At 64.5% G+C, this 25,411-nt stretch carries 39 protein-coding genes; 35 read left to right on the top strand and 4 right to left on the bottom strand.

The features are described from left to right. The 28 genes from IG122_RS21985 to rplQ all read left to right on the top strand — a co-directional run. On the top strand, window positions 1–149 hold a 149-nt coding region (locus IG122_RS21985), incomplete at its 5' end, for an EF-Tu C-terminal domain-related protein (RefSeq protein WP_449867124.1). Window positions 150–194: 45 nt separating this feature from the next. Continuing rightward, window positions 195–503, top strand: a complete 309-nt coding sequence (gene rpsJ, locus IG122_RS21980; RefSeq protein WP_193188693.1) for a 30S ribosomal protein S10 — start codon at window positions 195–197, stop codon at window positions 501–503. 17 nt (window positions 504–520) lie between these two features. Continuing rightward, the gene (gene rplC / locus IG122_RS21975) at window positions 521–1,297 is read left to right on the top strand and encodes a 50S ribosomal protein L3 (protein WP_193188691.1); all 777 of its coding nucleotides are present in this window, start codon (window positions 521–523) and stop codon (window positions 1,295–1,297) included. Window positions 1,298–1,302: 5 nt separating this feature from the next. After that, on the top strand, window positions 1,303–1,920 hold the full coding sequence (gene rplD / locus IG122_RS21970) for a 50S ribosomal protein L4 (protein ID WP_193188689.1): 618 nt from the start codon (window positions 1,303–1,305) through the stop codon (window positions 1,918–1,920). Window positions 1,921–1,922: 2 nt separating this feature from the next. Next, window positions 1,923–2,246 carry a 50S ribosomal protein L23 gene (locus IG122_RS21965; RefSeq protein WP_404924829.1) on the top strand — a complete coding sequence of 108 codons (324 nt, stop codon included), beginning with the start codon at window positions 1,923–1,925 and terminating at the stop codon, window positions 2,244–2,246. 3 nt (window positions 2,247–2,249) lie between these two features. After that, window positions 2,250–3,074: a 50S ribosomal protein L2 gene (gene rplB / locus IG122_RS21960; RefSeq protein WP_193188685.1), complete on the top strand. Its 825-nt coding sequence runs from the start codon at window positions 2,250–2,252 to the stop codon at window positions 3,072–3,074. A gap of 13 nt (window positions 3,075–3,087) precedes the next feature. Next, window positions 3,088–3,363 carry a 30S ribosomal protein S19 gene (gene rpsS, locus IG122_RS21955; RefSeq protein WP_193188683.1) on the top strand — a complete coding sequence of 92 codons (276 nt, stop codon included), beginning with the start codon at window positions 3,088–3,090 and terminating at the stop codon, window positions 3,361–3,363. Window positions 3,364–3,380: 17 nt separating this feature from the next. Beyond that, a complete protein-coding gene (rplV, locus tag IG122_RS21950) occupies window positions 3,381–3,761 on the top strand; it encodes a 50S ribosomal protein L22 (RefSeq protein ID WP_193188681.1) in 381 nt (126 codons plus the stop codon). Beyond that, the gene (rpsC, locus tag IG122_RS21945) at window positions 3,761–4,441 is read left to right on the top strand and encodes a 30S ribosomal protein S3 (RefSeq protein WP_193188679.1); all 681 of its coding nucleotides are present in this window, start codon (window positions 3,761–3,763) and stop codon (window positions 4,439–4,441) included. The genes rplV and rpsC overlap by 1 nt, the downstream gene beginning before the upstream one ends. 28 nt (window positions 4,442–4,469) lie before the next feature. Beyond that, window positions 4,470–4,883 (top strand): 50S ribosomal protein L16, encoded by a 414-nt coding sequence (gene rplP, locus IG122_RS21940; RefSeq protein ID WP_193188677.1) that lies wholly within the window; start codon window positions 4,470–4,472, stop codon window positions 4,881–4,883. A gap of 20 nt (window positions 4,884–4,903) precedes the next feature. Then, window positions 4,904–5,104 carry a 50S ribosomal protein L29 gene (gene rpmC, locus IG122_RS21935; protein WP_193188675.1) on the top strand — a complete coding sequence of 67 codons (201 nt, stop codon included), beginning with the start codon at window positions 4,904–4,906 and terminating at the stop codon, window positions 5,102–5,104. Window positions 5,105–5,130: 26 nt separating this feature from the next. Then, window positions 5,131–5,376 carry a 30S ribosomal protein S17 gene (rpsQ, locus tag IG122_RS21930; protein ID WP_193188673.1) on the top strand — a complete coding sequence of 82 codons (246 nt, stop codon included), beginning with the start codon at window positions 5,131–5,133 and terminating at the stop codon, window positions 5,374–5,376. Between the two features lie 20 nt (window positions 5,377–5,396). Then, complete coding sequence (gene rplN, locus IG122_RS21925; protein ID WP_193188671.1) at window positions 5,397–5,765, top strand: 50S ribosomal protein L14; 369 nt, start codon at window positions 5,397–5,399, stop codon at window positions 5,763–5,765. Beyond that, the gene (gene rplX / locus IG122_RS21920) at window positions 5,765–6,088 is read left to right on the top strand and encodes a 50S ribosomal protein L24 (protein WP_193188669.1); all 324 of its coding nucleotides are present in this window, start codon (window positions 5,765–5,767) and stop codon (window positions 6,086–6,088) included. The genes rplN and rplX overlap by 1 nt, the downstream gene beginning before the upstream one ends. Before the next feature lie 23 nt (window positions 6,089–6,111). Then, a complete protein-coding gene (gene rplE, locus IG122_RS21915; protein WP_193188667.1) occupies window positions 6,112–6,651 on the top strand; it encodes a 50S ribosomal protein L5 in 540 nt (179 codons plus the stop codon). An 18-nt stretch (window positions 6,652–6,669) separates the two neighbouring features. Continuing rightward, window positions 6,670–6,975 carry a 30S ribosomal protein S14 gene (gene rpsN / locus IG122_RS21910; protein ID WP_193188665.1) on the top strand — a complete coding sequence of 102 codons (306 nt, stop codon included), beginning with the start codon at window positions 6,670–6,672 and terminating at the stop codon, window positions 6,973–6,975. 15 nt (window positions 6,976–6,990) lie between these two features. Beyond that, entirely contained in the window at window positions 6,991–7,389 is a 399-nt protein-coding gene (rpsH, locus tag IG122_RS21905; RefSeq protein WP_193188663.1) for a 30S ribosomal protein S8, read from the top strand. Between the two features lie 14 nt (window positions 7,390–7,403). Next, on the top strand, window positions 7,404–7,937 hold the full coding sequence (gene rplF / locus IG122_RS21900; protein ID WP_193188661.1) for a 50S ribosomal protein L6: 534 nt from the start codon (window positions 7,404–7,406) through the stop codon (window positions 7,935–7,937). Window positions 7,938–7,948: 11 nt separating this feature from the next. Next, window positions 7,949–8,311 (top strand): 50S ribosomal protein L18, encoded by a 363-nt coding sequence (gene rplR / locus IG122_RS21895; RefSeq protein WP_193188659.1) that lies wholly within the window; start codon window positions 7,949–7,951, stop codon window positions 8,309–8,311. Between the two features lie 13 nt (window positions 8,312–8,324). Beyond that, window positions 8,325–8,879 (top strand): 30S ribosomal protein S5, encoded by a 555-nt coding sequence (gene rpsE / locus IG122_RS21890; protein ID WP_193188657.1) that lies wholly within the window; start codon window positions 8,325–8,327, stop codon window positions 8,877–8,879. Window positions 8,880–8,894: 15 nt separating this feature from the next. Beyond that, the gene (gene rpmD, locus IG122_RS21885) at window positions 8,895–9,101 is read left to right on the top strand and encodes a 50S ribosomal protein L30 (RefSeq protein ID WP_193188655.1); all 207 of its coding nucleotides are present in this window, start codon (window positions 8,895–8,897) and stop codon (window positions 9,099–9,101) included. A 57-nt stretch (window positions 9,102–9,158) separates the two neighbouring features. Beyond that, complete coding sequence (gene rplO, locus IG122_RS21880; protein ID WP_193188653.1) at window positions 9,159–9,662, top strand: 50S ribosomal protein L15; 504 nt, start codon at window positions 9,159–9,161, stop codon at window positions 9,660–9,662. 29 nt (window positions 9,663–9,691) lie between these two features. After that, window positions 9,692–11,035: a preprotein translocase subunit SecY gene (gene secY, locus IG122_RS21875; RefSeq protein ID WP_193188651.1), complete on the top strand. Its 1,344-nt coding sequence runs from the start codon at window positions 9,692–9,694 to the stop codon at window positions 11,033–11,035. Continuing rightward, a complete protein-coding gene (locus IG122_RS21870) occupies window positions 11,032–11,607 on the top strand; it encodes an adenylate kinase (RefSeq protein ID WP_193188649.1) in 576 nt (191 codons plus the stop codon). The genes secY and IG122_RS21870 overlap by 4 nt, the downstream gene beginning before the upstream one ends. Window positions 11,608–11,789: 182 nt before the next feature. Beyond that, window positions 11,790–12,158 (top strand): 30S ribosomal protein S13, encoded by a 369-nt coding sequence (rpsM, locus tag IG122_RS21865; RefSeq protein WP_193188647.1) that lies wholly within the window; start codon window positions 11,790–11,792, stop codon window positions 12,156–12,158. 36 nt (window positions 12,159–12,194) lie between these two features. Next, window positions 12,195–12,590, top strand: coding sequence for a 30S ribosomal protein S11 (gene rpsK / locus IG122_RS21860; RefSeq protein ID WP_193188645.1), 396 nt, complete (start codon window positions 12,195–12,197; stop codon window positions 12,588–12,590). 116 nt (window positions 12,591–12,706) lie between these two features. Then, window positions 12,707–13,723: a DNA-directed RNA polymerase subunit alpha gene (locus IG122_RS21855; RefSeq protein ID WP_193188643.1), complete on the top strand. Its 1,017-nt coding sequence runs from the start codon at window positions 12,707–12,709 to the stop codon at window positions 13,721–13,723. A gap of 65 nt (window positions 13,724–13,788) precedes the next feature. Continuing rightward, window positions 13,789–14,226: a 50S ribosomal protein L17 gene (rplQ, locus tag IG122_RS21850; RefSeq protein WP_193188641.1), complete on the top strand. Its 438-nt coding sequence runs from the start codon at window positions 13,789–13,791 to the stop codon at window positions 14,224–14,226. Window positions 14,227–14,287: 61 nt separating this feature from the next. On the opposite strand, the gene IG122_RS21845 is transcribed toward rplQ, so the two are convergent. From IG122_RS21845 to IG122_RS21835, 3 genes are all read right to left on the bottom strand, one after another. Next, complete coding sequence (locus tag IG122_RS21845; protein WP_193188639.1) at window positions 14,288–15,289, bottom strand: GlxA family transcriptional regulator; 1,002 nt, start codon at window positions 15,287–15,289, stop codon at window positions 14,288–14,290. A gap of 4 nt (window positions 15,290–15,293) precedes the next feature. After that, on the bottom strand, window positions 15,294–15,869 hold the full coding sequence (locus tag IG122_RS21840) for a cysteine hydrolase family protein (RefSeq protein WP_193188637.1): 576 nt from the start codon (window positions 15,867–15,869) through the stop codon (window positions 15,294–15,296). A gap of 131 nt (window positions 15,870–16,000) precedes the next feature. Next, on the bottom strand, window positions 16,001–16,942 hold the full coding sequence (locus tag IG122_RS21835; RefSeq protein ID WP_193188635.1) for a DMT family transporter: 942 nt from the start codon (window positions 16,940–16,942) through the stop codon (window positions 16,001–16,003). Between the two features lie 75 nt (window positions 16,943–17,017). Here IG122_RS21835 and IG122_RS21830 point away from each other — a divergent pair, with 75 nt between their 5' ends. Further along, the gene (locus tag IG122_RS21830) at window positions 17,018–18,424 is read left to right on the top strand and encodes an aminotransferase-like domain-containing protein (RefSeq protein WP_193188633.1); all 1,407 of its coding nucleotides are present in this window, start codon (window positions 17,018–17,020) and stop codon (window positions 18,422–18,424) included. A gap of 11 nt (window positions 18,425–18,435) precedes the next feature. Here the strand turns inward: IG122_RS21830 and IG122_RS21825 are convergent, their stop codons facing one another. Continuing rightward, the gene (locus IG122_RS21825) at window positions 18,436–19,557 is read right to left on the bottom strand and encodes a hypothetical protein (protein WP_193188631.1); all 1,122 of its coding nucleotides are present in this window, start codon (window positions 19,555–19,557) and stop codon (window positions 18,436–18,438) included. A gap of 120 nt (window positions 19,558–19,677) precedes the next feature. Between IG122_RS21825 and IG122_RS21820 the strand changes: the two genes are divergently transcribed. Genes IG122_RS21820 through IG122_RS21795 form a run of 6 tightly spaced genes read left to right on the top strand, consistent with a single transcriptional unit; the run spans window position 19,678 to window position 25,403 of the window. Further along, entirely contained in the window at window positions 19,678–21,156 is a 1,479-nt protein-coding gene (locus tag IG122_RS21820) for a Do family serine endopeptidase (RefSeq protein WP_193188629.1), read from the top strand. A gap of 3 nt (window positions 21,157–21,159) precedes the next feature. Continuing rightward, entirely contained in the window at window positions 21,160–22,458 is a 1,299-nt protein-coding gene (locus IG122_RS21815; RefSeq protein ID WP_193188627.1) for a replication-associated recombination protein A, read from the top strand. Then, a complete protein-coding gene (locus IG122_RS21810) occupies window positions 22,448–23,347 on the top strand; it encodes a hypothetical protein (protein WP_193188624.1) in 900 nt (299 codons plus the stop codon). The genes IG122_RS21815 and IG122_RS21810 overlap by 11 nt, the downstream gene beginning before the upstream one ends. Next, on the top strand, window positions 23,344–23,724 hold the full coding sequence (crcB, locus tag IG122_RS21805) for a fluoride efflux transporter CrcB (protein WP_193188622.1): 381 nt from the start codon (window positions 23,344–23,346) through the stop codon (window positions 23,722–23,724). Before IG122_RS21810 ends, crcB begins: the two co-directional genes overlap by 4 nt. Then, entirely contained in the window at window positions 23,721–24,719 is a 999-nt protein-coding gene (locus tag IG122_RS21800; RefSeq protein ID WP_193188620.1) for an RluA family pseudouridine synthase, read from the top strand. The genes crcB and IG122_RS21800 overlap by 4 nt, the downstream gene beginning before the upstream one ends. Beyond that, window positions 24,720–25,403, top strand: coding sequence for an HAD-IA family hydrolase (locus IG122_RS21795; RefSeq protein WP_193188618.1), 684 nt, complete (start codon window positions 24,720–24,722; stop codon window positions 25,401–25,403). Window positions 25,404–25,411 lie beyond the last annotated feature (8 nt).

Below are 25,411 nucleotides of genomic sequence, written 5' to 3'. Positions count from 1 at the left end.
AAGGCACCGAGATGGTGATGCCGGGCGACAACATCGCGATGACGGTTCAGCTGATCGCGCCGATCGCCATGGATGAAGGCCTGCGCTTCGCGATCCGCGAAGGCGGCCGCACCGTCGGCGCCGGCGTCGTCGCCAAAATCGTCGAGTAACGGTTCGTTCTTAAGGCTCGTCGAGCGAGCCGGAGATTGAAGAAAATGGATAGTCAGAACATCAGAATCCGCCTCAAGGCGTTCGATCACCGGGTCCTCGACCAGTCGACCGGCGAGATCGTGAACACGGCGAAGCGCACCGGCGCGCAGGTCAAGGGCCCGATCCCGCTGCCGACCCGTATCGAGCGTTTCACCGTTCTTCGCGGCCCGCACATCGACAAGAAGAGCCGTGAGCAATTCGAGATCCGCACCCACAAGCGGGTTCTGGACATCGTCGATCCGACCCCGCAGACGGTCGACGCTCTGATGAAGCTCGATCTCGCGTCCGGCGTTGACGTCGAAATCAAGCTCTAACGCTGAGGAACAGATTCATGCGTTCCGGAGTAATCGCACAGAAGATGGGCATGACCCGCGTCTTCACCGAAACAGGTGATCACGTGCCGGTCACGGTCCTGAAGATGGACAACTGCCAGGTGGTGGGAGTCCGCACCGAGGAGACCGACGGTTATACGGCGGTGCAGCTCGGCGTCGGCGCCGCCAAGGTGAAGCGCGTCAGCAAGCCGATGCGCGGCCATTTCGCCAAGGCGAAGGTCGAGCCGAAGCGTAAGCTGGCCGAGTTCCGCGTCAGCCCCGACGCCCTGCTCGAGGTCGGTGCGGAAATCACCGCCGACCATTTCGTTGCCGGTCAGAAGGTCGACGTCGTCGGCACCTCGATCGGTAAGGGCTTCGCCGGTGCCATGAAGCGGCACAATTTCGGCGGCCTGCGTGCCAGCCACGGTGTCTCCATCTCCCACCGCTCCCACGGTTCCACGGGTAACTCCCAGGATCCGGGCCGTGTGTGGAAAGGCAAGAAGATGGCCGGTCACCTGGGTGACGAGCGGGTCACGACGCAGAACCTCGAAGTGGTTCAGCTCGATGCCGATCGTGGCCTGATCCTGGTCAAGGGGTCGGTTCCGGGCGCCAAGGGCGGCTGGGTTCTGATCTCCGACGCCGTGAAGGCGAAGTTGCCGGAAAATCTTCCGTTCCCGGGTGCCGTGCGCACGCCGGCGGCGGCTGCCGAGGCGGATGCCGCCGAAGCGCCGGTCGAAGCGGAAGCACCGGCCGCCGTCGAAACCTCGGCTGACGACAACGCCGAGAATAAGGACTGAGGGTCATGAAGCTTCCTGTTACGACACTCGACAACAAGAAGTCCGGCGACATCGAAGTCGCGGACTCCGTGTTCGCCGTCGAGCCGCGCCGGGACATCCTGGCCCGCGTGGTGAACTGGCAGCTGGCCAAGCGCCGCGCCGGTACCCACCAGACCAAGACGATCTCGGACGTCAGCGGCACGACCAAGAAGCCGTTCCGGCAAAAAGGCACCGGCCGGGCCCGCGCGGGCTCGCTTCGGGCGACGCAGTATCGCGGCGGCGGGATCTCCCACGGTCCGGTCTCCCGTGACCACGGCTTCGCTCTGCCGAAGAAGGTGCGCAAGCTCGGCATGCGCTCCGCGCTCTCTGCCAAGCAGGCCGAAGGCAAGCTGGTGGTGATCGACGATGCAACCGGCGCGACCAAGACCAAGGAACTCGCGAGCAAGCTCGCCGCCCTCGGTTGGAAGTCGGTCCTGATCATCGGCGGCGCGACTCTCGACGAGGGTTTTGCCCGCGCCGCGCGCAACATTCCGAACGTGGATGTGCTGCCGGAGCAGGGTGCGAACGTCTATGACATTCTCCGCCGCGACACCCTGGTCCTGACCAAGGCCGCCGTGGAAAGCCTGGAGGCTCGCCTGAAATGAGCATGCGTCCCTACAACGCCCGCCAGGTGCGGATGAGCGACGAACGCGCGTACGACATCATCGTCCGCCCGATCGTCACCGAAAAGTCGACCCTTGGCTCGCAGTACGGCCAGGTGACCTTCGAGGTCACGCTGGACGCGACCAAGCCGGAGATCAAGGTCGCCGTCGAGAAGCTGTTCGACCGCAAGGTGAAAGCGGTGAACACCGTGCTCAACAAGGGCAAGGTCAAGCGCTTCCGCGGCAAGATCGGTAAGCGGTCCGACTACAAGAAGGCGATCGTCACTTTCGAGGACGGTCAGGACATCGACGTTACCCAGGGGGTCTAATCCATGGCGTTGAAGACATTCAATCCGACGACGCCGTCCCAGCGTGAACTGGTGATCGTCGACCGCTCGGAACTCTGGAAAGGCAAGCCGGTCAAAGCTCTGACCCGCGGCCTGACCAAGTCCGGCGGACGTAACAACCACGGCCGCACCACTGCCTTCTGGCGTGGCGGCGGGCACAAGCGCAAGTACCGCATCATCGACTTCAAGCGGACGAAGTTCGACGTCGCCGCGACGGTCGAGCGGCTGGAATACGATCCGAACCGGACCGCGTTCATTGCGCTGATCAAGTATGATGACGGTGAGCTGGCCTACATCCTGGCTCCGCAGCGTCTCAAGGCGGGTGACAAGGTCATCGCCGGCGAGCGCCAGGACATCAAGCCGGGCAACGCGATGCCGCTGAAGAACATCCCGGTGGGCACGATCGTGCACAACGTGGAGTTCAAGCCGGGCAAGGGTGGTCAGATCGCCCGCTCCGCCGGTGCCTATGTCCAGATCGTTGGCCGCGACCAGGGCTATGCTCTGCTGCGCCTCACCTCCGGTGAAGTGCGCATGGTCCGCGGCGAATGCATGGCGACGATCGGTGCGGTGTCCAACCCGGACCAGCAGAACACCAATATCGGTAAGGCGGGCCGGTCCCGCTGGCTCGGCAAGCGCCCGCATGTCCGTGGTGTCGTGATGAACCCGGTCGATCACCCGCATGGCGGTGGTGAAGGCCGGACCTCCGGCGGTCGCCATCCGGTGACCCCGTGGGGCAAGCCGACCAAGGGCAAGCGCACCCGCAACAACAAGAAGACCGACCGCATGATCGTGCGGCGTCGCCGGAAGTAAGAGGAGATAGACGTTGGCACGTTCTGTTTGGAAAGGCCCGTTTGTTGACGGGTATCTCCTGAAGAAGTCCGACGCGACACGCGCGTCCGGCCGTAACGAGGTCATCAAGACCTGGTCGCGCCGGTCGACGATTTTGCCGCAGTTCGTCGGTCTGACCTTCGGGGTTCACAATGGCCAGAAATTCGTTCCGGTTCTGGTGACCGAGAACATGGTCGGACACAAACTCGGCGAATTCGCGCCGACCCGCACTTATTACGGCCACGCGGCCGATAAGAAGTCGCGGCGCTGAGGACTGGAGCAGAGACCATGGGAAAGAGTGCGGCCGAACGCAGGCTGGACGATACCGAGGCGAAGGCAGTGCTCCGCAATGTACGCGTGAGCCCGCAGAAGCTGAATGTCGTCGCGCAGATGATCCGTGGCATGGATGTGGAAAAGGCTCTCGCAGCCCTGACCTTCTCCCGCCGCCGCATCGCGAACGACGTGAAGAAGGTTCTGCAGTCCGCCATCGCGAACGCTGAGAACAACCATCAGCTCGATGTTGACCGGCTTTTCGTCAAGGAAGCCTCCGTCGGCAAGAGCATCGTCATGAAGCGCTTCCGTCCGCGGGCGCGGGGGCGTGTCGGCAAGATCATAAAGCCGTTCTCGCACCTCACTGTGGTCGTGCGCGAGCGCGGGGAGACCGAATAATGGGTCATAAAGTAAATCCGATCGGGCTTCGCCTCGGCATCAACCGGACCTGGGATTCCCGCTGGTTCGCTGCCAAGGAATATGGCGATCTCCTGCACGAGGACATCCGGATCCGCCGCTTCCTGCACAAGCGTCTGTCGCAGGCCGGCATCTCCCGGATCGTCATCGAGCGTCCGGCGAAGCGCTGCCGGATTGCCATCTACACCGCCCGTCCGGGCGTGGTTATCGGCAAGAAGGGTCAGGACATCGAGAAGCTCCGTCAGGAACTTTCGAAGATGGCCGGAACCGAGGTCAGCCTGAACATCCTCGAGATCCGCAAGCCGGAAATCGACGCCAAGCTGGTTGCCGACAATATCGCGCAGCAGCTCGAGCGCCGCGTTGCCTTCCGCCGAGCCATGAAGCGGGCCGTCCAGTCCGCCATGCGTCTCGGCGCCCAGGGCATCCGGATCAACTGTGCCGGCCGTCTCGGCGGCGCGGAAATCGCCCGGACCGAATGGTACCGCGAAGGCCGCGTTCCGCTTCACACGCTGCGGGCCGACATCGATTACGGCGAGTCCACCGCGCAGACCACCTATGGCGCCTGCGGCGTCAAGGTCTGGGTCTTCAAGGGCGAGATCATGGAACATGATCCGCTTGCCAGTGAAAAGCGGCTGACCGACCAGCCCGGCGCGCAGCGCTGAGCCGGCGGACAGGGTAGAGGATTGAAAGATGCTTAGTCCGAAGCGCACAAAATTCCGGAAGGCCCACAAGGGGCGCATTCACGGAAACGCCAAAGGCGGCACGACGCTGAATTTCGGCTCCTACGGTCTGAAGGCGATGCAGCCGGCGCGGGTCACCGCGCGTCAGATCGAAGCGGCCCGTCGTGCGATCACCCGTCACATCCGCCGTGCCGGCCGGGTGTGGATCCGGATTTTCCCGGATGTTCCGGTGTCGTCCAAGCCGGCTGAAGTTCGTATGGGTAAGGGCAAGGGCACGCCCGAGTTCTGGGTGTGCCGTGTAAAGCCCGGTCGCATCATGTTCGAGCTCGAGGGCGTTCCGCGGGACCTGGCCGAAGAAGCGTTCACGCTTGCTTCCGCCAAGCTTCCGCTCGACACGCGCTTCGTTGCCCGGCTCGGCGAATAAGGCCGGGGGAGAGAAGAACGATGGCAAGCAAGGCAGCAACCGATCTTCGCGCCAAGACGGCCGATGAGCTGAAGACCAGCCTGGTGGACCTGAAGAAGGAGGCCTTCAACCTCCGTTTCCAGCGCGCCAACGGCCAGCTGGAGAACACTGCGCGGATGCGGCAGGTGCGCCGCGAGATCGCGCGCATCAAGACGATCCTGCACGGGCAGGCCAGCGCTTAATCGGCGCTGGATTTAGGAGACGAAAAATGCCGAGGCGAATTTTGCAGGGCACCGTGGTGAGCGACAAGGGCGAGAAATCTATCGTCGTCCGCGTCGAGCGTCGCGTCATGCACCCGATCTATAAGAAGTTCATCAAGCGCTCGAAGAAGTTCGCCGCGCATGACGAACAGAATGCGTGCAAGGTCGGCGACATTGTGCGGATCCAGGAATGCGCTCCGATTTCGAAGCGCAAGAGCTGGATCGTCGTTGAAGACGCCGGCGGCGAAGCTTAAGCGACGGAAGGAGTGACGACATGATTCAGATGCAGTCAAACCTCGATGTCGCTGACAATTCCGGCGCCCGCCGTGTCCAGTGCATCAAGGTTCTCGGCGGTTCCAAGCGCAAGGTCGCTGCCGTCGGTGACGTGATTGTGGTCTCCGTGAAGGAAGCAATTCCGCGGGGCCGCGTGAAAAAGGGTGACGTGCTGCGGGCGGTGATCGTCCGGACCGCGAAAGAGATCCGCCGCAATGACGGTTCCTCGATCCGGTTCGATCGCAATGCCGCGGTGCTGATCAACAAGCAGAACGAGCCGATCGGGACCCGTATCTTTGGTCCGGTGACCCGTGAACTTCGCGCCAAGAAGTTCATGAAGATCATCTCGCTCGCACCGGAGGTGCTGTGATGGCAACTAAGTTCAAGGTGAAAAAGGGCGACAAGGTTGTCGTCACCACCGGGAAGGACAAGGGCAAGACGGGCGAAGTTCTGCGCGTCATTCCGGCCGAAAGCCGGGTCCTGGTCCAGGGTGTGAACATGGTCAAGCGCCACACGCGCCCGACCCAGTTCGCCGCCGGCGGGATTATTGAGAAAGAGGCGCCGCTTCACATCTCGAATGTGGCGCACATCGACCCGAAGTCCAACGAGCCGACGCGCGTCGGGATTCGTGTTCTCGAGGACGGACGTAAAGTCCGCTTCGCGAAACGGTCCGGCGAAGTGATCGACGCTTAAGCGCGCTCGAAAGAAGGCCAGATATGTCGCGATTGAAAGAAGTATACGAGAGCACGATCAAGCCGGAGATGATGTCGGAGTTCAAATACTCGAACCCGATGAAATGTCCGACGATCGAGAAAGTCATCGTCAACATCGGCGTTGGCGAGGCGGTGCAGGATTCCAAGAAGGTGAAAGCCGCTGCGGAAGACCTCGCCCTCATCACCGGTCAGCGTCCGATCGTCACCCGCGCGAAGAAGTCGATTGCCGGCTTCAAGCTCCGCGAGGGCATGCCGATCGGCTGCAAGGTCACCCTTCGCCGCGAGCGGATGTACGAGTTCCTGGATCGTCTGGTGAACATCGCCCTGCCGCGCGTCCGTGACTTCCGTGGTCTCAGCCCGAAAAGCTTCGACGGGCGCGGCAACTATTCGATGGGCCTGAAAGAGCAGATCGTGTTCCCGGAAATCGACTACGACAAGGTCGACTCGATCCGGGGCATGGAAATCGTCGTTGTGACGACGGCCGAAACCGACGATGAGGCGCGCGAGCTGCTGCGTCGCTTCAACTTCCCGTTCGTGAACTGATCGGGCTGGAGAAGACTCATGGCGAAGAAAAGCGCGATCGAAAAGAACAGGAACCGTCAGAAGCTGGTCCAGCGGGATACCGCGAAGCGGGAGCGCCTGAAGGCGGTCATCGCGGACAAGGATCTGCCGATGGAAGAGCGGTTCAAGGCCGCCCTGAAGCTGAACGAGATGCCGCGGAACGGTGCCAAGATCCGTCTGCGCAACCGCTGCGAAGTCAGCGGTCGCCCGCGCGGCTACTACCGCAAGCTCAAAATGTCCCGCATTGCCCTGCGCGATCTCGGCTCGATTGGCCAGATCCCGGGCATGGTCAAGTCTAGCTGGTAAGAGAGGAGTCTGACCGTGACGATGAGTGATCCTCTCGGGGATATGCTGACCCGGATCCGGAATGGCCAGTCCGCTGGTAAAAGCGTTGTGCTGAGCCCGGCGTCGAAGCTGCGGAGCAACGTGCTCGAAGTTCTGATGCGCGAAGGTTACATTCGCGGTTATTCGAGCGCCGAGGTCCGTGCAGGTATCGGCGAACTGACGATTGAACTGAAGTACCACGATGGCGAGCCGGTGATCCGCGAGATCAAGCGCGTGTCCCGCCCTGGCCGTCGGGTATATTCGAAGATCAAGGACCTGCCGCGGTGCTACAACGGTCTGGGTATCCAGATCCTGTCGACCCCGCGCGGCATTCTGTCCGACAACGAGGCCCGCGCTGCCAATGTCGGCGGCGAAGTCCTCTGCCAGGTATTCTGATCGGAGCCAGGACAATGTCACGTATTGGTAAAAACCCGGTCGCTCTTCCGAGCGGCGTCACCGCCGAGGTCGGCGCGGACGCCTTCTCGGCGAAGGGCAAGCTCGGCCAGCTCTATGTCCCGCTCAGCGATGATGTCGATATCGCGATCGAGGATAATCTGGTCAAAGTGTCGCCGAAGAATGAGTCCAAGCGTTCCCGTGCCATGTGGGGTACGATGCGCGCCCGCGTGCAGAACGCGGTCACGGGCGTTTCGGACGGCTTCACGATCAATCTCGAGATCAACGGCGTCGGTTATCGCGCCGCGGTCGAGGGCAAGAACCTCGTCCTCTCGCTCGGCTTCAGCCATCCGGTGAACTATCCGATCCCGGAAGGCATCACCATGAAGTGCGAGAAGCCGACGTCGATTTCGATCCATGGTGCCGACAAGCAGAAGGTTGGTCAGATCGCGGCTGAAATCCGCGGGTATCGTCCGCCGGAGCCCTTCAAGGGCAAGGGTGTCAAGTACGAGACCGAGACCATCCTTCGCAAGGAAGGCAAGAAGAAGTAAGGAACCGGGGCATGCTGAACTCAAAGAAACTCTTCCAGCGTCGCCGCGAGCGGACTCGTACCGCGCTGCGCGCAAAGACGAATGGCAAGGCCCGGCTCTCCGTGTTCCGGTCCTCCAAGAACATCTATGCGCAGATCATCGACGATCTGAAGGGCGAGACCCTCGTGAGCGCGTCTTCCATCGAGAAGGACGTTCGGGGTGGCCTGAAGACCGGGGCCGACAAGGCCGCGGCCGCGCAGATCGGAAAGCTGATCGGCGAACGTGCGGTGAGCAAGGGCGTCACCGACGTCGTGTTCGACCGCGGCGGTTACCGCTATCACGGGCGCGTCAAGGCTCTGGCCGACGCCGCGCGTGAAGCCGGACTGAAGTTCTAGAAAGGGCCGGGACATGGCACGAGGCGAAAGACGAGATCGCGACGCGCGCGAAGAACCGGAACTGGTTGAAAAGCTGGTCGGTATCAACCGCGTCGCCAAGGTTGTGAAGGGCGGTCGCCGGTTCGGCTTCGCCGCCCTGGTGATTGTCGGTGACGGCCGCGGCCGCGTCGGCTACGGCGCGGGCAAGGCCCGTGAAGTGCCGGAAGCGATCCGCAAGGCGACCGAGCAGGCGAAGCGCGGCATGGTCCGCGTGCCGCTGCGCGAAGGCCGCACGCTGCACCACGATATCGGCGGTCGCTTCGGCGCCGGCCGGGTGATCCTGCGGTCGGCTCCGGCCGGTACCGGTATCATCGCGGGCGGTCCGATGCGTGCGATCTTCGAAGCGCTGGGTATGCAGGACGTCGTGGCGAAGTCCACCGGCACCTCCAACCCGCACAACATGATCAAGGCCACCTTCGAGGCGTTGAAGAACGTCCGGTCCCCGCGCGCGGTTGCGGCCAAGCGCAGCAAGAAGGTCTCCGAGATCTTCGGCCGGTCCGGCGCCGACGCCGAAGCGGCACAGGCCTAAGGACGGAGAAGAGCCATGGCGGCGACGAAGAAGAAGGCTGGCAAGACGGTCACGGTCACCCAGATCGGCAGCCCGATCGGCCGGACCAAGGACCAGGAGCAGACCCTGATCGGTCTCGGTCTGAACAAAATGCATCGCACGCGCACCCTGGAGGACACTCCGTCGGTTCGCGGCATGATCAATAAGGTTCACCATCTGGTGCGCGTCGAAGACGCGTCCTAAGGCGATCAGGCAGTACATCAAGGCGATCCGGCCGTTGCCGGAACGAGGGCAAGAACGATGAAACTCAACGAACTTCGCGACAATCCGGGCGCGCGTCCGTCCGGCAAGCGGGTCGGCCGCGGTGCCGGTTCCGGCCTCGGCAAGACCGCCGGCAAGGGTCAGAAGGGTCAGACCTCGCGCTCCGGCGTTGCCATCAACGGCTTCGAGGGCGGCCAGATGCCGATCCATCGCCGCCTGCCGAAGCGTGGCTTCAAGAACCCGTTCCGCAAGGAATACGCGCCGGTCAATGTCGGCACGATCCAGGCGGCGATCGACGCGGGCAAGCTCGACGGCAAGAAGACCATCGATGCCGCGGCGCTTCAGGCCGCCGGCGTGGTCGGTCGTCTGCGCGACGGCGTGCGCCTGCTTGCAACGGGCGAGCTGAAGGCCAAAGTTAAGGTGGAAGTTGCCGGTGCATCGGCTGCCGCGATCGCGGCGGTCGAGAAGGCCGGTGGTTCCGTTACGGTTGCGGCCGCCGCCGCGAAGCCGGGCAAAGAAGCGGGCGACTCCTCCAGCGAGTAACCTGACATCCACCGATTGGGTTCAGCGACATGGCATCCAGCGCCGAGCAATACGCTTCATCGATCAACTTCGGGGCCTTCGCGAAAGCGACGGAACTCAAGAAACGCATCTGGTTCACACTGGGTGCGTTGATCGTTTACCGCCTCGGGACCTATATCCCGATCCCGGGCATCGACCCGGCGGTGCTGGAGCAGATCTTCTCGCAGAATTCCGGCGGCATCCTCGGCATGTTCGACATGTTCGCGGGCGGTGCGCTGGGCCGCATGACGATCTTTGCGCTGAACATCATGCCGTACATCTCCGCGGCCATCATCATGCAGCTGATGACCGCGGTGTCGCCCAGCCTCGAGACCCTGAAAAAGGAAGGCGAGACCGGGCGCAAGAAGATCAACCAGTACACCCGCTATCTGACGGTGCTGCTGGCGGCCTTCCAGGCCTACGGCATCGCTACCGGGCTCGAGTCCATGGCGGACGGCACGGCTGTCGGCAATCCGGGCTATTTCTTCCGCGCGACTGCGGTGATCACCCTGGTCGGCGGGACCGTCTTCCTGATGTGGCTCGGTGAGCAGATCACCGCGCGCGGCGTCGGCAACGGCATTTCGCTGATCATCTTCGCCGGTATCGTGGCGCAGCTTCCGACAGCGCTTGCTGGCACGCTGGAACTCGGCCGGACCGGCGCGCTTTCCGCTGCTGTTATCGTGCTGATCCTGATCATGGCGGTCGCCGTCATCGCCGGCATCGTGTTCGTTGAGCGCTCGCAGCGCCGGATCACGGTGCAGTATCCGAAGCGCCAGGTCGGCAACCGGATGTTCGGCGGAGAGAACTCGCATCTTCCGCTCAAGATCAACGTCTCGGGCGTCATTCCGCCGATCTTCGCTAGCTCCATTTTGCTGATGCCGGTGACGGTCGCGCAGATGACCACGGCCGGCGGCGGCGGGCCGGAGTGGCTCACGACCTTCACCGCGATGGTGGGCCGCGGACAGCCGCTTTACATGGCGATCTTCGTCAGCCTGATCGTGTTCTTCGCGTTCTTCTATACCGCCATCGTCTTCAATCCGGCGGAGACCGCGGACAACTTGCGGAAATACGGCGGCTTTGTGCCCGGGATCCGTCCCGGCAAGAACACGGCCGATTATCTCGACTACGTTCTGACCAGGCTCACGGTGCTGGGTGCCGGCTATCTCGCCGCGATCTGCATCCTTCCCGAGATCCTGATCAGCCAATATCAGGTGCCCTTCTATTTCGGGGGAACGAGCCTGCTCATCGTCGTGACGGTGACCATGGATACTGTGGGCCAGATCCAGTCGCATCTGCTGGCGCATCAGTATGAGGGCCTGATCAAAAAATCAAAACTGAGGGGGAAACGTCGATGAATCTGATTTTGCTCGGCCCTCCGGGTGCCGGAAAGGGGACCCAGGCGAAGCGCCTGGAGGACAAGTTCAAGATCGTCCAGCTCTCCACCGGTGACATGCTGCGCGCGGCGATCGCGTCTGGCAGCGATGTCGGCCTGAAGGCGAAGAGCATCATCGACGCAGGCGGTCTGGTCTCCGACGACATCATGGTTCAGATGATTTCCGAACGTGTCGACGAGCCGGATTGCAAGAACGGTTTCATTCTCGACGGCTTCCCGCGCACCGTGGCGCAGGCGGAAGCGCTCGACGTCATGCTGGCCGACAAGGGCCTGAAGATCGATCACGTGATCGAACTCAAGGTCGACGAAAGCATCCTGTTTGATCGCATCCGTACCCGGATCGCACAGACACCGGAAGCCGAGCGTCGCAGCGACGACAACGAAGAGACGCTGAAGAAGCGGCTCGATGTGTACAAGGAACAGACCGCTCCGATCACGCCGTATTACGCGGCCAAGGGAGCGCTGAAGACGGTGGACGGCATGGCCTCCATCGAAGAGGTGAGTGCTCAGATCGACGCGATCGCGGCGGCCTGAGTTTGGGATTTGAGGTGCGGGTAAACCGGTTGACTCGGCAATTCGGTTGCGTATAATCCGCGCCCTCGGTTTCGGAGAAACCGTGCGTATTCGCTTGCGCGAATTTTCCGAGTTCGGTGCCTGGGTCAGATGACCCGTAATTTTGTTGGACGCTGACAAGCGTTGTACTGAGGAGTTTGCTCGTGGCGCGCATCGCAGGCGTGAATATCCCGACGCAAAAGCGTGTCGAGATTGCTTTGACATACATTCATGGTATCGGCCGGACCACCTCCACAAAGATCTGTGAGAGCGTCGGTATCCCGCGCGAGCGCCGTGTACATGAACTGACCGAAGACGAAGTCGCGCGCCTGCGCGAGGTCATCGACCGCGATCAGGTGGTCGAGGGTGACCTGCGCCGCAAGGTGGCGATGGACATCAAGCGTCTGATGGACCTGGGCTGCTATCGCGGCCTGCGGCACCGCAAGGGCCTGCCGGTGCGAGGTCAGCGGACCCACACCAACGCGCGGACCCGCAAGGGCCCCGCGAAGGCTATCGCTGGTAAGAAGAAGTAATTTCGGGTTCGACCCGAAAAGCCGGAAGGGCAGTAAATGGCTAAGCAACCGACCCAGGGTCGCGTCAAGCGCCGCGAGCGGAAGAACATCACTTCCGGTGTCGCGCACGTGAACGCATCCTTCAACAACACCATGATCACCATCACCGACGCCCAGGGCAACGCGATCTCCTGGTCCTCCGCCGGTGCGATGGGTTTCAAGGGCTCCCGTAAGTCCACCCCGTACGCGGCGCAGGTCGCGGCCGAGGATGCCGGCAAGAAGGCCGCCGAGCATGGCATGAAGACCCTTGAGATCGAAGTCAGCGGCCCGGGTTCGGGACGTGAGTCCGCTCTGCGCGCGCTGCAGTCTGTCGGCTTTGCCGTGACCTCCATTCGCGATGTCACGCCGATCCCGCACAACGGCTGCCGGCCGCCGAAGCGGCGCCGGGTCTAAGGAACGGACGGCTTCGGCCGTCCGACCGATAGCGCCTTGGCCCCGAAGCAGTCGGTTTCGGGGCCGAAAGCATAAGTTAGAGGCCCGCGGGTCTCGATAGCGATGAGGTCACTCCCGTGATTCAGAAGAACTGGCAGGCTCTGATAAAGCCGAACAAGCTCGATGTGCAACCGGGTTCGGATCCCGCCCGCAAGGCAACGATCGTGGCGGAGCCGCTGGAGCGTGGATTCGGTCTGACCCTCGGCAACGCGCTTCGTCGCATCCTGCTGTCGTCCCTCCAGGGCGCGGCGGTGACGGCGGTCCAGATCGACGGCGTGCTTCACGAGTTCTCCTCCGTCGCCGGCGTCCGCGAGGACGTCACCGACATGGTGCTCAACATCAAGGCCATCGCGCTGCGCGCCCACAGCGAAGGCCCGCGCAAGATGCGTCTGAAGGCCGAAGGCCCCGGCGAAGTCACCGCGGGCATGATCGAAGCCGGCGCCGACATCGAGGTCATGAACCCGGATCTGGTGATCTGCACCCTCGACAATGGCGCCAGCCTGTCGATGGAATTCACCGTCGAGACCGGCAAGGGCTACGTTCCGGCCAGCGCCAACCGCCCGGAAGACGCGCCGATCGGCCTGATCCCGGTCGATGCGATCTTCTCTCCGGTGCGCCAGGTCACCTATAAGGTCGACAACACCCGCGTCGGCCAGGTCACTGACTATGACAAGCTGTCCGTGACCGTCGAGACCGACGGCTCGCTGACCCCGGAAGACGCGGTGGCCTATGCCGCCCGCATCCTCCAGGACCAGCTCCAGCTCTTCATCAATTTCGAAGAGCCGCAGCAGGTGGTCGAGACCGAGGAAAAGACCGAGCTGCCGTTCAACAAGAATCTGCTCCGCAAGGTGGACGAGCTGGAACTCTCCGTGCGTTCCGCGAACTGCCTGAAGAACGACAACATCGTCTATATCGGCGATCTGGTTCAGAAGACCGAGCCGGAAATGCTGCGGACCCCGAACTTCGGCCGCAAGAGCCTCAACGAGATCAAAGAGGTTCTGGGGCAAATGGGCCTGGCGCTCGGCATGGATATCCCGAACTGGCCGCCGGACAACATCGAAGAGCTTGCCAAGCGGCTCGAAGAGCCGTTCTGAGCGGCCTAAAGCCGTAACGCGCAGTGCCGTGAGGCACTTGAAGATACGAAACTGGAGTTTTCGCGATGCGACATCGTTTTAAAGGCCGCCGGTTCAACCGGTCCGCCAGCCACCGCAAGGCAATGTTCAAGAACATGGCCAACGCGCTGATCAAGCACGAGCAGATCGTCACCACCCTGCCGAAGGCGAAGGACCTGCGCAGCGTCGTGGAGAAGCTGATCACCCTCGGCAAGCGCCAGGACCTGCACGCGCGCCGTCAGGCGATGTCGCAGCTGCAGGACATGGGCATGACCCGCAAGCTGTTCGACGTTCTCGCCGAACGCTACAAGGATCGCCAGGGTGGCTACACCCGCGTCCTGAAGGCCGGTTTCCGCTATGGCGACAGCGCCCCGATGGCGGTGATCGAACTGGTCGACCGGGACGAGGACGCCCGCGGTCAGGACTCCGGTCCGGTCCATGTCGAGGAAGAAGAACTCGAAGGCGCGATGCCGGCCGCGATCTGATCGCGCCAATCGTTCCGACGAAAAGCGAAGGCGGCCTCTGGGCCGCCTTTTCTTTTGCCTGTTATCCGGCCTGAGCGGCTCCGCGCCGGAGTGCGCTCGGCGGTGCGTCGTGCAATCTGCCCCAGGCGCGGCGGAGCTGGCGCGTCGAGCCGAAGCCCGCCTGCTCGGCGACATGTTCCATGTCGAGCCGGGTCTGGGATATCAGATCTCGGGCCAGCGCGACGCGCAGTCCGTTGACATAATCCGGGATGCTCATCCCGGCATGTTCGTTGAAGAGCCGCGAGAGATGACGCGGGCTGACCCCGGCGGCCCGGGCGAGGTCGGGCACCGGCCAGGGGTGCGCCGGATCGCCGGCGATGAGGTCCTGGGCGCGGTGAATGCCCGGATGCATGTGATTGCGTCCGGTCAGCCATGGAGAGAGCTGCGGGTCGCCGCCACCGCGCCGGAGATAGACCACGAGATAGCGGGCGACGGCGAGGGCGGTTTCCGGTTCCGTGAGCCGGGCGACCAGATGCAGCATCAGGTCGATCCCGGCGGTGATGCCGGCGCTGGTCAGGCGGTTTCCGTCCTCGACATAGAGCCGGTTTTCCAGCACCCGGGCGGCGGGGGCGATCGCGGCAAGCTGGGCGCAGCAGGAATGGTGCGTGGTGCAGGCACGGCCGTCGAGCAACCCCGCCCGAGCCGCCAGCACGGCGCCGGAACAGATGCAGACCAGCTTGTGTTCGGACCCGACAATGCGGGCGAGCCAGGCGACGATCTCGCTTTCGGCAGCCGCCTCGTCCTCCCCGGCGCCTTCCGGCCCGAGGGTCTCCTCGGTATTGCCGGAGAGCAGGATCATCGCATCCTCCGGAAGTGTTCCGGGCAGGGGAGCCAGTCCCGAGAGCGGCAGACCGACCGATGTCATCAGCTCGGGACGCGGACTGACATAGGAGATCTCGAAGCGGATCGCGTCCTGCTCGATATTGGCCTTGCGCAGGACCTCGACCGGTCCGGCGACATCGAGCAGGAGCGTTCTCGGCGGCAGCACCGCGATGACAGGAATGACCCGCGGTGCTCTAGCCATCGCGTCAGGCCGCCACGGCCGAACGGGGAGCGGCGAGCGCCACCTCGATCGTGCAGATGCGCGCGAAGCGGCCGCTCAGGACCAGTTCGGTGCGGCGCTTGATGTCTTCCGGGCTGAAGACGGTGCCGTCAGCGTGGGTCATCGCAAAGGTCAGTGTCGCCTCGGTCACGAAGTCGACCTTGTAGCCGGAATCGGACAGATGCCGCGTCGTCGTCTCGCAGCACTGTTCCGTGCGGATCCCGGAGACGATCAGCTTGCGAATGCCGTTGCTCGCGAGCCAGACATCGAGCCCGCTACCGACGAGCGCGCTGTGCCGGCGCTTCTTGAAGTGGGCATCGGGGACATAGCTGAGCGGTGCGATGGTCCTCACGAAGCCATTGGCCTCGTCGAAGAAATTGCCGTCCTCGAGATGGAAGATCTGCACGACCGGGATCCCACGGTCGTGCGCGCCGTCGATCAGGCGTTGCTGGGCCGCCAGATAGGGTGCGGCCACGCTCTCGTCCCAATAGTCGCGCTGGCGGAAGGATTCCTGTGCGTCGATGACGAGAAGGGCGGTGTTGGCAAAGCTTGGGGTGGACATTTCTGGCCTCCATCTGGTGAGTGATGAGGCCAGATTACGCCGCGGAAGAAAAGGCGAAAGGCAGGCTCGGGACAAAGAGCGGACATTTCATGCCATCCGATGGCCGGGGCGCGGAAGAGCGGGCAGGAGGCTCAATCGGCCGCACGGCGCTTCCTTGCGCCGGCGGCGAGCAGGCCGTAGAGACTTCCGGCGACGGCGACCAGCGCGATGACCTGGTAGGTATGGACCGGTTCACCGAGGAACAGGACGGCCAGGACGAGCGTCAGAACCGGCCAGGGCACGGTGACGGAACTCGCCACCGACACATCGATATGCCTGATCGCATAGAACCAGACGAGCAGCTCGAGGTAATAGACAATACCCATCAGGAAGGCGCTCGATTGAAGAGCGGGCGAGGAGAGCGCATCCAGGACGGGCCCGGTACCCTGTACCGCAAAGAGAGTGGCGCCGAGCAGCAATGTCGAGGCGAGGACCCGGATAAGAGTGACTTGCGCCGGGGTGACGGGGCTTACGCCCAGCACCTCTTTGATGATGACGTGGGCGATGCTCCATAGCAGCGGAACCGCGAGAGCGACCAGGATCCAGGGGGAGAGGCCACGGATCGCCCATTCGCCGCCGGTGCCGAGATAGTAGAGGGCAGCGATCAGCAGCAGCGTGAAGCCGAGTTCGGCCCAGCTCTTTCTCCGCTTCAGGAACAGCGTTTCCCAGATCATGGCGAACACCGGATAGGCCTGGATCGCGATGGCGGCACTGACCGCCCCGGCCTTCTCCGCCGCGAGCACGTAGGCATAGGTCGAGAGCCCGAAGATCGCGCCGGTGAAAAGCAGGACGATGAGCGTGCGGCGGCGCGCGGCCGGCGTCACCTGGGGGCCGAAGAGCCCTGGGGTCATGAATTTGCGCTCGAAGAGCATTACCGGAAGGGCGACGGCCACCTGCCAGAGCGACAGGAGCAGCGCGAAGACCAGCGGGTCCGACCCCAAAGGGCGGTTGTTCGAGAGCACCGGCAAGGTGCCGAGAAGCACCATGCAGAGGAAGGCGAGAAAGATACCGGTCGAGGAACGGGTCTGGGACATTTCGTCGTCTTTCGAGGCATTGCAAAATGCATCGATTGCATTGACAAATGGGTGAAGCAATCGAATCATTGCCATATGACAATATGGGTTCCAGATCTTCGCGACAGGGCCGGTCCGATTTATCGCCGGATCTGCGATGCGATCGGAGCGGACATCGCGGCCGGCCACCTCGCGCCGGGTACGCGCCTTCCGCCCCAGCGCGATCTCGCCTTTCGGCTCGGGGTCTCGCTCAACACTGTGACGCGCGGCTACGAGGAGGCGGTGAAGCGGGGGCTTCTGGCCGGTGAGGTCGGGCGCGGCACCTATGTGCTGGAGCCGGCCGGAGACGGGGCAGCGGTGCCGGAGGCCAGTCTTGCCCGTGCGCGGCAGGGGCCGATTGACTTCGCCCGCAACCTGCCGGCTCCCGGAGCGGCGGCGGGCCTTCTTGCCACCGCCCTGCGCGATCTCGCCGACGCGCCCGGGGCGGCGGGATATCTCGATTTCGAGCAGGAGGACGCCGGCCAGAAGGAGCGTTGCCGGGCGGCGGGCGCGGACTGGATCGCCTTCAGCTCAGGTATGAAGGTTTCTCCGGACGAAGTGGTGCCGACGGTCGGCGCGCAGCACGGGATTCTGGCTGCCATGATGGCGGTGCTCGGGCCGGGCGACACGCTCTTCGTCGAGCATCTGACCTACGCGCCGATCAAGGCGATGGCGCGTCACCTCGGGGTCCGGATTGCCGCGATCCCCGCGGGGGCGAACGCGCATATCTGCCCGGACCAGCTTGAGACGATTACGAGGCGCACCGGTGCCAAGGCTCTGTTCTGCACCCCGACGCTCCACACACCGACGGCGCGGACGCTCGCGCCCGAGACGCGCCGTGCCGTCGCGGAGGTCGCGCGCCGCAACGACCTGACCATCATCGAGGATGACGTGTTCGGGTTCCTGCCCGAAGACCGGCCGCCGCCGCTCGCGGAATTCGCGCCGGAGCGGACGATATATGTCACCGGCGCGGGCAAGTGTCTCGGTCCCGGTCTGCGGGTCGGGTATGTCCGGGCGCCGGAGCGATATCTGGAGGCGGTGAAGGCCGCTGCCAGTCTTTCGGTCTGGATGCCGCCGCCCCTTACTCTGGAAATCGCGAACAGGTGGATTGCGGACGGGACGGCGCGGCGGCTGGCGATCGGGCAGAGGGGCGAGATCCGTCGTCGGCAGAGCCTGGCGCGGCAGATCCTGAAGGATCATGTGCGGGGCCCGGTTCCGGAGGGCTTCCACCTCTGGCTTGAGCTGCCCGAACAATGGCCGTCGGCCATGTTCCTGATGGAGGCGGAGAAGCGCGGAGTGAGGATGATCCCCGGCGGTGCGTTTTCGATCAGCCCGGCGGATGCCCCGAACGCCGTGCGGCTGTGCCTGTCCCATGAACCGGAAGCGGCACGGGTAGAGCAAGGACTCCGCATTGTCGCCGAGATCCTGGCCGGCCGCTCGTCGGACGCCTCTATTCTGCTCTAGGGAGGCCTCGCTCAGGCGTGATCGAGCGGCGCCAGGTTGGCGGCGATTTCCCAGATTTCCGGGTCGTCCGGCCAAGCCGCGACAAGCTGGGTCAGTTCCTGGCTCAAGAGGTCGGCGTGCGCGGCATCGTCCAGCGCGTCGGCGGTGAGCAGCAGGTTGGCGCAGGCCTTGGCATGGACCAGGGCGATATGCTCGTCCTCCGGCCGTGCCGCCGAGAGCGCGAGGATATCGTCATAGACCTGCCTTGCCTTTCCGACATTCCCGTCCCGGCAGAAATCCGTCATCAGGTTGAAGGCCGCCAGCGCCGCCTTGCCGGTCATCGCATCGTCGAGGGCGGCGCGGTGCTGGAGATCCCGGTAGACGGCTTCCGCCGAGCTGAGATCGTCCTTGTCGCCGAACACGGTGACGAGGGCGAAGCCCGCGTCGGCCAGCACCTCGGCAAGTTCGGGATCGGGGCCGCGCCGTTCGACGAAGCGGGCGAGATCGAAATAGATTTCAAGCGCCTTCTCCGGTGCGTTGGAGCGGGCAAGATAGGTCGCCAGATTGTAGCTGCCGTTCGCCCGATGCAGCATCGTGTCCGGACGGCTGTTCGGCACTTCCGCGAGCGCGCAGAGGGAGCGGTGCAGATGGCGGGCCTGCCGGGTGCGGCGTTCGGTACAGTGGGCGGCGATGCGGTTCGATATCGCCTTGGCGAGGGTCGACCGCAACAGGCGGTCCGTCGGATGCCGGGCCGCGATGGTGCGGATCTCCTCGAAGGTCTGGTCGGCTTCCCGGTCCTTGCCCTGGCGGGCATATTCGAGGCAGAGCGTGACCGAAAGTTCGCAATAGCCGCGCCGCATGCCCGGGTCGTCCGGATGTGCGCTTGCGTAGCTCTCGAGCCGCGTGCGGACATCGCGGATGGCAGCGATCTCCTTGCGCCGGGCATGGCAGGCCGCGAGACGCAGCGCGCCGCAGATCAGGCGGTCCCGGATGTCGGCGGATCCACTGTGGTCGCGGGCGATTTCGTAAAGTGAATCGTAACAGGCTTGCGCTTCCGCGATCTCGCGGTCGCTGTCCCCGAAATGGCTGAGCGCATCTGCGAGCTCCCCGGCCCTGGAGATCGTGGATTTCCCGGCGCTCTGTCCGCCTGGCATGAACCCCTCCGTTCCCGGCCCGGCGCCTCTGGTGCGTCCCTTTTGCCCCATGCACCGTCAGCCCATATAGGGTAGCGTACATTCGACCGGTTTTTGTGACAACAAACGGAAAAGCGACTGATGCGGGGACCTGATTCCAATCGGTTTTTTCACATTTCCCTGGCCCGACGCCTCGCCGGGACGGTACGTCTGGCGCTCGCGGCGGGACTTCTCTTGCCCCTTCTGGCGGGCGCTCCGGCAATTGCCCAGACCGTCAAGCAGGTGCCGTCCTCGCGCGAGGACATCCTTTATTCCTTCGCCCCGCTCGTCCGGAAGGTCGGCCCGGCCGTCGTGAACATCTACGCCCGCGCCGAGGTCACGGAGCGGCGGGCCTCCCCGCTGTTCGACGATCCCTTCTTCCGCCGTTTCTTCGGCGACGTGTTCCCGGGCGAGACCCGCAAGCGCACCGCCCAGTCCCTCGGCTCGGGCGTGATCATGCGGGCGGACGGTCTCGTGGTGACCAACGCGCATGTCATCAAGGGCGCCGACGAGATCACGGTCGTGCTGGCGGACCGGCGGGAGTTCGACGCCAAGATCCTGATCCAGGACGAGCGCACCGACCTTGCGGTGCTGAAATTCGATACGGACGGCGAGAACCTGCCGTTCCTCGAGATCCGGGACAGCGACGAGCTGGAGGTCGGCGATATCGTGCTGGCGATCGGCAACCCGTTCGGGGTCGGCCAGACCGTGACCAGCGGCATCATCTCGGCCCTCGCGCGCACCGCGCTCGGGATCACCGACTACAGCTTCTTCATCCAGACCGACGCGGCGATCAATCCGGGCAATTCCGGCGGTGCGTTGATCTCGATGGACGGAAAGCTGGTCGGTGTGAACACCGCGATCTTCAGCAACCAGCGCGGAAGCGGCGCCGGCTCGGTCGGCATCGGTTTCGCCGTGCCGTCCAACATGGTGCGCACCATCCTCGAAGGGGTGGACAAGGGCGTGATCGTCCGGCCCTGGCTCGGAGTCTCGGGCCAGACCATGACGACGGCGCTTGCCGAGCAGTTCGGCCTGCCGCGTCCGGTCGGGGTGGCAGTGACGGACGTCTATCCGGACGCGCCTGCCGCGAATGCGGGGATTCGTGTCGGGGACATCATTCTCAAGATCTCCGGCCGGGAAATCGTCGACGAGCAGGCGCTGCGTTACCGGGTCGCGACCCGTCCTCTCGAAAGCATCGCGGAGATCGAGATCCTGCGCCGCGGGGAACTGCAGACCGTGCAGGTTCCGATGCGGCCGCCGCTCGCCAAGCCCGAGCCGGACGTGCGCGACATGCAGGGCCAGCATCCGCTGGCAGGCGCCAGGGTCGCGAACCTTTCCCCGGCCTTCGCGTTGGAGCAGGGCCTGGACGACATGGCCCGGGGGGTCGTGGTCCTGAAGGTCGCCAGGCAATCGCCGGCGGCGAGGGTCGGTCTCCGGCCCGGCGACATAGTGACCGAGGTCAACGGAACCAAGATTGAGCTGGTCGCGACGCTTGAGCAGGCGATGCTGGCCGGCCAGCATGCCTGGCGCATCTCGATCCGGCGCGAGGGCCAGGTCCTGACGACGGAAATCAAGGGATAGAGCGTGGCAAGCCTGTTCGAAACCGAAGCGCCGCGGCCGCTCGCGGACCGGCTCCGGCCGCAGACGCTTTCCGAAGTGGTCGGGCAGGATCATTTGCTCGGCCCGGAGGCGCCGCTCGGCCGGATGATGGCGCGCGGGCGCGTCGCCTCGATCCTGCTCTGGGGCCCGCCCGGCTGCGGCAAGACCACCATCGCCCGCCTGCTCGCCGACGGCACCGACATGGAGTTCGAGCCGCTCTCCGCCGTCTTTTCGGGCGTCGCCGATCTCCGCAAGGTGTTCGAGCGGGCGAAGGAACGGCGGCAGATGGGGCGCGGCACGCTGCTCTTCATCGACGAGATCCATCGTTTCAACCGGGCCCAGCAGGACGGCTTCCTGCCCTATGTCGAGGACGGCACCGTGGTGCTGGTCGGGGCGACGACGGAGAACCCGTCGTTCGAGCTGAACGCGGCGCTGCTCTCGCGTTGCCAGGTACTGGTGCTGCGGCGCCTCGACGACGCAGCCTTCGACAAGCTGATCGCCCGGGCGGAGGAGATCGAGGGGCGCAAGCTGCCACTGACCGATCTCGGTTACGAGGCACTGAAGGCGATGGCGGACGGCGACGGGCGCTACCTGCTCAATCTCGCCGAGGAGGTCTTCCTGCTGCCGCCGGAGCCGCTGCTCGACGCTGCGGCGCTTGCCCAGACCGTCCAGCACCGGGCGCCGGTCTACGACAAGAACCGGGAAGAGCATTACAACCTCATCAGCGCGCTGCATAAGTCGCTGCGCGGCTCGGATGTGGACGCTGCGCTCTACTGGCTCTCCCGCATGCTCGCGGGCGGCGAGGATCCGGGCTACATCATGCGCCGGCTGACCCGCTTCGCCTCCGAGGATATCGGCATGGCCGATCCCGCGGCGCTGCCCCAGGCGCTCGCCTGCTGGGACGCCTTCGACCGCATCGGCTCGCCCGAGGGCGACCTGATGCTGGCGCAATGCGTGATCTATCTCGCCACCGCGCCGAAATCGAACGCCGCCTACAAGGCCGCGGGAGCCGCCAAGCGTTCCGCCAAGGCGACCGGCTCGCTGATGCCGCCGGCGAACATCCTGAACGCGCCGACGAACCTGATGAAGGACCTCGGTTACGGGAAGAACTACGCCTACGACCACGACGCGCCGGACGGGTTCTCGGGCGCGAACTACTTCCCGGACGGCATGCAGCGCGAGCGTTTCTACAATCCGGTCGAGCGCGGCTTCGAGCGCGAGGTGCAGAAGCGGCTCGCCTACTGGGACAAGCTGCGCCGCCAGCGGAGCGGCGATGACGGCTGACGGCGCTTTCGATCTCTATCTCGGGATCGACTGGTCCGGAGCGAAAGGCGCGCGGACGAAGGGCATCCAGGTCGCGGCGGCCCTGCCGGGCGGGGCGATGCCGGAACTGCTGCCCAACCCTTTCAGGGAGCACGGTATCTGGTCGCGCCTCGACGTGCTCTCCTTCCTCGAGGCACGGGTCGAGGAGGGCATGCGGGTGCTTGCCGGGTTCGATTTCGCCTTCTGCTATCCGTTCGAGGACGAGGGAACGTATTTCCCCGGTCTGGAGCAGGCGCCTGAGCGTCCCGAGGAGGTCTGGAGCCTTGTCGAGCGATCGGCGGAGGGCGTAGCGGAACTCTATGGTGCCGCGGTCTACCAGCGCACGGACCTCCCGTACCGGGACTATTTCATGGCGCCGGGCCATAAGGGAGACCTTTACCGCCATCGCCAGCGGGAGACCGAGCTGGCGGCCGCTTCCGTGACTACGCCGCATCCGGTCTTCAAATGCATCGGGGCCGCCAATGTCGGAACCGGGTCGCTTGCCGGCATGCGGTTGCTGCACCGGCTACGCGGCTGGGGCGACAGGGTGCGGATCTGGCCGTTCGATGCGGGGCCGGGTGGCAGCCTGACGGTGACCGAGATCTTCCCCCGGCTGTTCTACAAGCGCGCGTCGGGCGACCCCCGGGCCTGGAACTCGCGGGACAACCTGATGGCTGTCTGCAGGCACTACGGTGTCACTGACGGCGCGGTACCACAGATCGGGACGGAGGACGAGGCGGACGCGCTGGTCACGGCGGCCGGATTGCGGGCCCTCAGCGGCGACGGATCGCTCTGGGCGCAGTCGCGGCAACCCGCCGCTGCAAGGGAAGGCTGGATATTCGGCGCCGCTTGGGATAGCAAGCGCGGATGAAAATGCTCCTCGCCATCGCGCTCGGCGGCGCTCTCGGAGCGCTCGCCCGGCACAAGGTCGGCTCCCTCGCCATGCACTGGCTCGGCAGCGGCTTTCCCTACGGGACGCTTGCGGTGAATCTCGCGGGGTCTTTCCTGCTCGGCCTGCTGACCGGCGGTCTGGCGTTCAGGTTCAACCTGCCGCTCGAGGCCCGGGCCTTCCTCATGGTCGGCTTTTGCGGGGCGTTCACCACTTTCTCCACCTTCGCGCTCGATTTCGCGACCCTGACGGAACGCGGCAACCTGATGCTCGCCGGGGTTTACGTCGCGATCTCGGTGGCGGGCGCCATCCTGGCCATGTTCGGCGGGCTCGCAATGATGAGGACGATCTTCGCATGAGCGGTGTCAAGACGGTTGCGATCGCCGGGGACGAGGTCGATATGCGGGTCGACCGCTGGTTCCGGAAACACTATCCGGGCCTCGCGCACGGCCGGCTGGAGAAGCTGCTGCGCAAGGGGGAGATCCGGGTCGACGGCAAACGGGCGAAGGCCAACCAGCGTCTCGAAGCGGGCCAGCAAGTCCGGGTGCCGCCTATGGGCGACGCCGAGACGTCCGCGCCCGCGGCCGACAAGCGGGAGAAGAAAAAGCCGGAAATCGACGAGGCACTCGCCGAGGAACTGCGCCAGCGTATCCTCTTCATGGATAATGACGTCATCGCGCTCGACAAGCCGGCCGGTCTCGCGACCCAGGGCGGCACCGGGCAGAAGGTCCATCTGGACGCGATGCTCGATGCCCTGCGCTTCGACAAATCGGAACGGCCGAAGCTGGTGCACCGGCTCGACAAGGATACGTCGGGCGTCTTGCTGATTGCGCGTTCCGCGGCCGCCGCCCGGTGGCTGACCGCGGCCTTCCGTGCCAAGACCGCGCGCAAGATCTACTGGGCGCTGGTGGTCGGCGAGGTCAAGCCGAAGGCGGCCCGCATCGACCTGCCGATTGCCAAGCTGCCGGGCAAGGCGGGCGAGAAGATGGCGGTCGATTTCGAGGAGGGCAAGAAGGCCCAGACCGACTACGAGGTGGTCGAGCAGCTTGCCAAGCGCGTCGCCTGGGTGGCGCTCAGCCCGGTAACCGGCCGGACCCACCAGCTCCGCGTTCACATGATGGAACGCCGCACGCCGATCGTCGGCGACGGCAAATATGGCGGGCAGGAGGCGTTCCTCGTCGCCGAGGGACTGTCCCGGAAGCTGCATCTGCATGCGCGCGAGGTCCAGGTCACGCGCCCGAACGGGCATGTGCTGAGGGTGACGGCTCCTTTGCCGGAACACATGCTGAAGGCCTGGCAGTTCTTCGGCTTCGATCCCGATGGCGGCGCCGATGCGCTGCGCGAGGAGATCTAGATGACGGCGGGCGACCCTCTGCGGCTCGTGGTCTTCGACATGGACGGCACGCTGATCGACAGTCAGCACCATATTATCGCCTCAATGACCCGCGCATTCTTGGAGAACGGGTTCGCCGCCCCGGACCCGGCATCGGTTAGAGCCGGGGTCGGTTTACCGCTCGAGACCATTTTCCGGTCGCTGCTGCCGGGGCAGGAGCCGGCCGTTTACGGACGGCTGGTGGAAGCTTACCGGGTCGATCATCACGACAAGCTTGATCGGGGCGAGAGGCACGAACCGCTGATGCCCGGGGCCCGCGAAGTGATCGAGCGACTGGATGCGGTCGGATATCTCATAGCCCTGGCGACAGGGAAGGGAACCAGAGGCGCCCGTCATGCGTTGGAGGTGCATGGCTTGATCGACTATTTCGTCAGTATCCAGACAGCGAACACGGCGCCCGGAAAACCGCATCCGGGTATGCTTCTCCAGGCCATGGACGAGGCCGGAGTCGAAGCGCGCGACACGGTCATGGTCGGAGACACGGTCTACGACCTCGAGACGGCGCGGAACGCGTCGGTGGCATCTGTCGGTGTGACCTGGGGTTATCACGAGCGGGACGCGCTCCAATCTTACGGGGCGGGCGCGCTCATCGACCATTTCGACGATCTGGATGCGGCAGTCGAGCGGCTCTTGGCAAACAGATAGGAGCGATG

Origin of the sequence: Nisaea sediminum (assembly GCF_014904705.1) — a bacterium.
In the GTDB taxonomy this organism is placed as follows: Bacteria; Pseudomonadota; Alphaproteobacteria; order Thalassobaculales; family Thalassobaculaceae; genus Nisaea; species Nisaea sediminum.
The sequence above is the reverse complement of the archived record's forward strand: the minus strand, read 5'-3'. Positions and strand labels throughout refer to the sequence as shown.

Coding starts and splice junctions, on each gene's coding strand:
- rpsJ (WP_193188693.1), top strand. CDS start 195: ATGGATAGTCAGAACATCAGAATCCGCCTCAAGGCGTTCGATCACCGG.
- rplC (WP_193188691.1), top strand. CDS start 521: ATGCGTTCCGGAGTAATCGCACAGAAGATGGGCATGACCCGCGTCTTC.
- rplD (WP_193188689.1), top strand. CDS start 1,303: ATGAAGCTTCCTGTTACGACACTCGACAACAAGAAGTCCGGCGACATC.
- IG122_RS21965 (WP_404924829.1), top strand. CDS start 1,923: ATGCGTCCCTACAACGCCCGCCAGGTGCGGATGAGCGACGAACGCGCG.
- rplB (WP_193188685.1), top strand. CDS start 2,250: ATGGCGTTGAAGACATTCAATCCGACGACGCCGTCCCAGCGTGAACTG.
- rplV (WP_193188681.1), top strand. CDS start 3,381: ATGGGAAAGAGTGCGGCCGAACGCAGGCTGGACGATACCGAGGCGAAG.
- rpsC (WP_193188679.1), top strand. CDS start 3,761: ATGGGTCATAAAGTAAATCCGATCGGGCTTCGCCTCGGCATCAACCGG.
- rplP (WP_193188677.1), top strand. CDS start 4,470: ATGCTTAGTCCGAAGCGCACAAAATTCCGGAAGGCCCACAAGGGGCGC.
- rpmC (WP_193188675.1), top strand. CDS start 4,904: ATGGCAAGCAAGGCAGCAACCGATCTTCGCGCCAAGACGGCCGATGAG.
- rpsQ (WP_193188673.1), top strand. CDS start 5,131: ATGCCGAGGCGAATTTTGCAGGGCACCGTGGTGAGCGACAAGGGCGAG.
- rplN (WP_193188671.1), top strand. CDS start 5,397: ATGATTCAGATGCAGTCAAACCTCGATGTCGCTGACAATTCCGGCGCC.
- rplX (WP_193188669.1), top strand. CDS start 5,765: ATGGCAACTAAGTTCAAGGTGAAAAAGGGCGACAAGGTTGTCGTCACC.
- rplE (WP_193188667.1), top strand. CDS start 6,112: ATGTCGCGATTGAAAGAAGTATACGAGAGCACGATCAAGCCGGAGATG.
- rpsN (WP_193188665.1), top strand. CDS start 6,670: ATGGCGAAGAAAAGCGCGATCGAAAAGAACAGGAACCGTCAGAAGCTG.
- rplF (WP_193188661.1), top strand. CDS start 7,404: ATGTCACGTATTGGTAAAAACCCGGTCGCTCTTCCGAGCGGCGTCACC.
- rplR (WP_193188659.1), top strand. CDS start 7,949: ATGCTGAACTCAAAGAAACTCTTCCAGCGTCGCCGCGAGCGGACTCGT.
- rpsE (WP_193188657.1), top strand. CDS start 8,325: ATGGCACGAGGCGAAAGACGAGATCGCGACGCGCGCGAAGAACCGGAA.
- rpmD (WP_193188655.1), top strand. CDS start 8,895: ATGGCGGCGACGAAGAAGAAGGCTGGCAAGACGGTCACGGTCACCCAG.
- rplO (WP_193188653.1), top strand. CDS start 9,159: ATGAAACTCAACGAACTTCGCGACAATCCGGGCGCGCGTCCGTCCGGC.
- secY (WP_193188651.1), top strand. CDS start 9,692: ATGGCATCCAGCGCCGAGCAATACGCTTCATCGATCAACTTCGGGGCC.
- IG122_RS21870 (WP_193188649.1), top strand. CDS start 11,032: ATGAATCTGATTTTGCTCGGCCCTCCGGGTGCCGGAAAGGGGACCCAG.
- rpsK (WP_193188645.1), top strand. CDS start 12,195: ATGGCTAAGCAACCGACCCAGGGTCGCGTCAAGCGCCGCGAGCGGAAG.
- rplQ (WP_193188641.1), top strand. CDS start 13,789: ATGCGACATCGTTTTAAAGGCCGCCGGTTCAACCGGTCCGCCAGCCAC.
- IG122_RS21845 (WP_193188639.1), bottom strand. CDS start 15,289: ATGGCTAGAGCACCGCGGGTCATTCCTGTCATCGCGGTGCTGCCGCCG.
- IG122_RS21840 (WP_193188637.1), bottom strand. CDS start 15,869: ATGTCCACCCCAAGCTTTGCCAACACCGCCCTTCTCGTCATCGACGCA.
- IG122_RS21835 (WP_193188635.1), bottom strand. CDS start 16,942: ATGTCCCAGACCCGTTCCTCGACCGGTATCTTTCTCGCCTTCCTCTGC.
- IG122_RS21830 (WP_193188633.1), top strand. CDS start 17,018: ATGACAATATGGGTTCCAGATCTTCGCGACAGGGCCGGTCCGATTTAT.
- IG122_RS21825 (WP_193188631.1), bottom strand. CDS start 19,557: ATGCCAGGCGGACAGAGCGCCGGGAAATCCACGATCTCCAGGGCCGGG.
- IG122_RS21820 (WP_193188629.1), top strand. CDS start 19,678: ATGCGGGGACCTGATTCCAATCGGTTTTTTCACATTTCCCTGGCCCGA.
- IG122_RS21810 (WP_193188624.1), top strand. CDS start 22,448: ATGACGGCTGACGGCGCTTTCGATCTCTATCTCGGGATCGACTGGTCC.
- crcB (WP_193188622.1), top strand. CDS start 23,344: ATGAAAATGCTCCTCGCCATCGCGCTCGGCGGCGCTCTCGGAGCGCTC.
- IG122_RS21800 (WP_193188620.1), top strand. CDS start 23,721: ATGAGCGGTGTCAAGACGGTTGCGATCGCCGGGGACGAGGTCGATATG.
- IG122_RS21795 (WP_193188618.1), top strand. CDS start 24,720: ATGACGGCGGGCGACCCTCTGCGGCTCGTGGTCTTCGACATGGACGGC.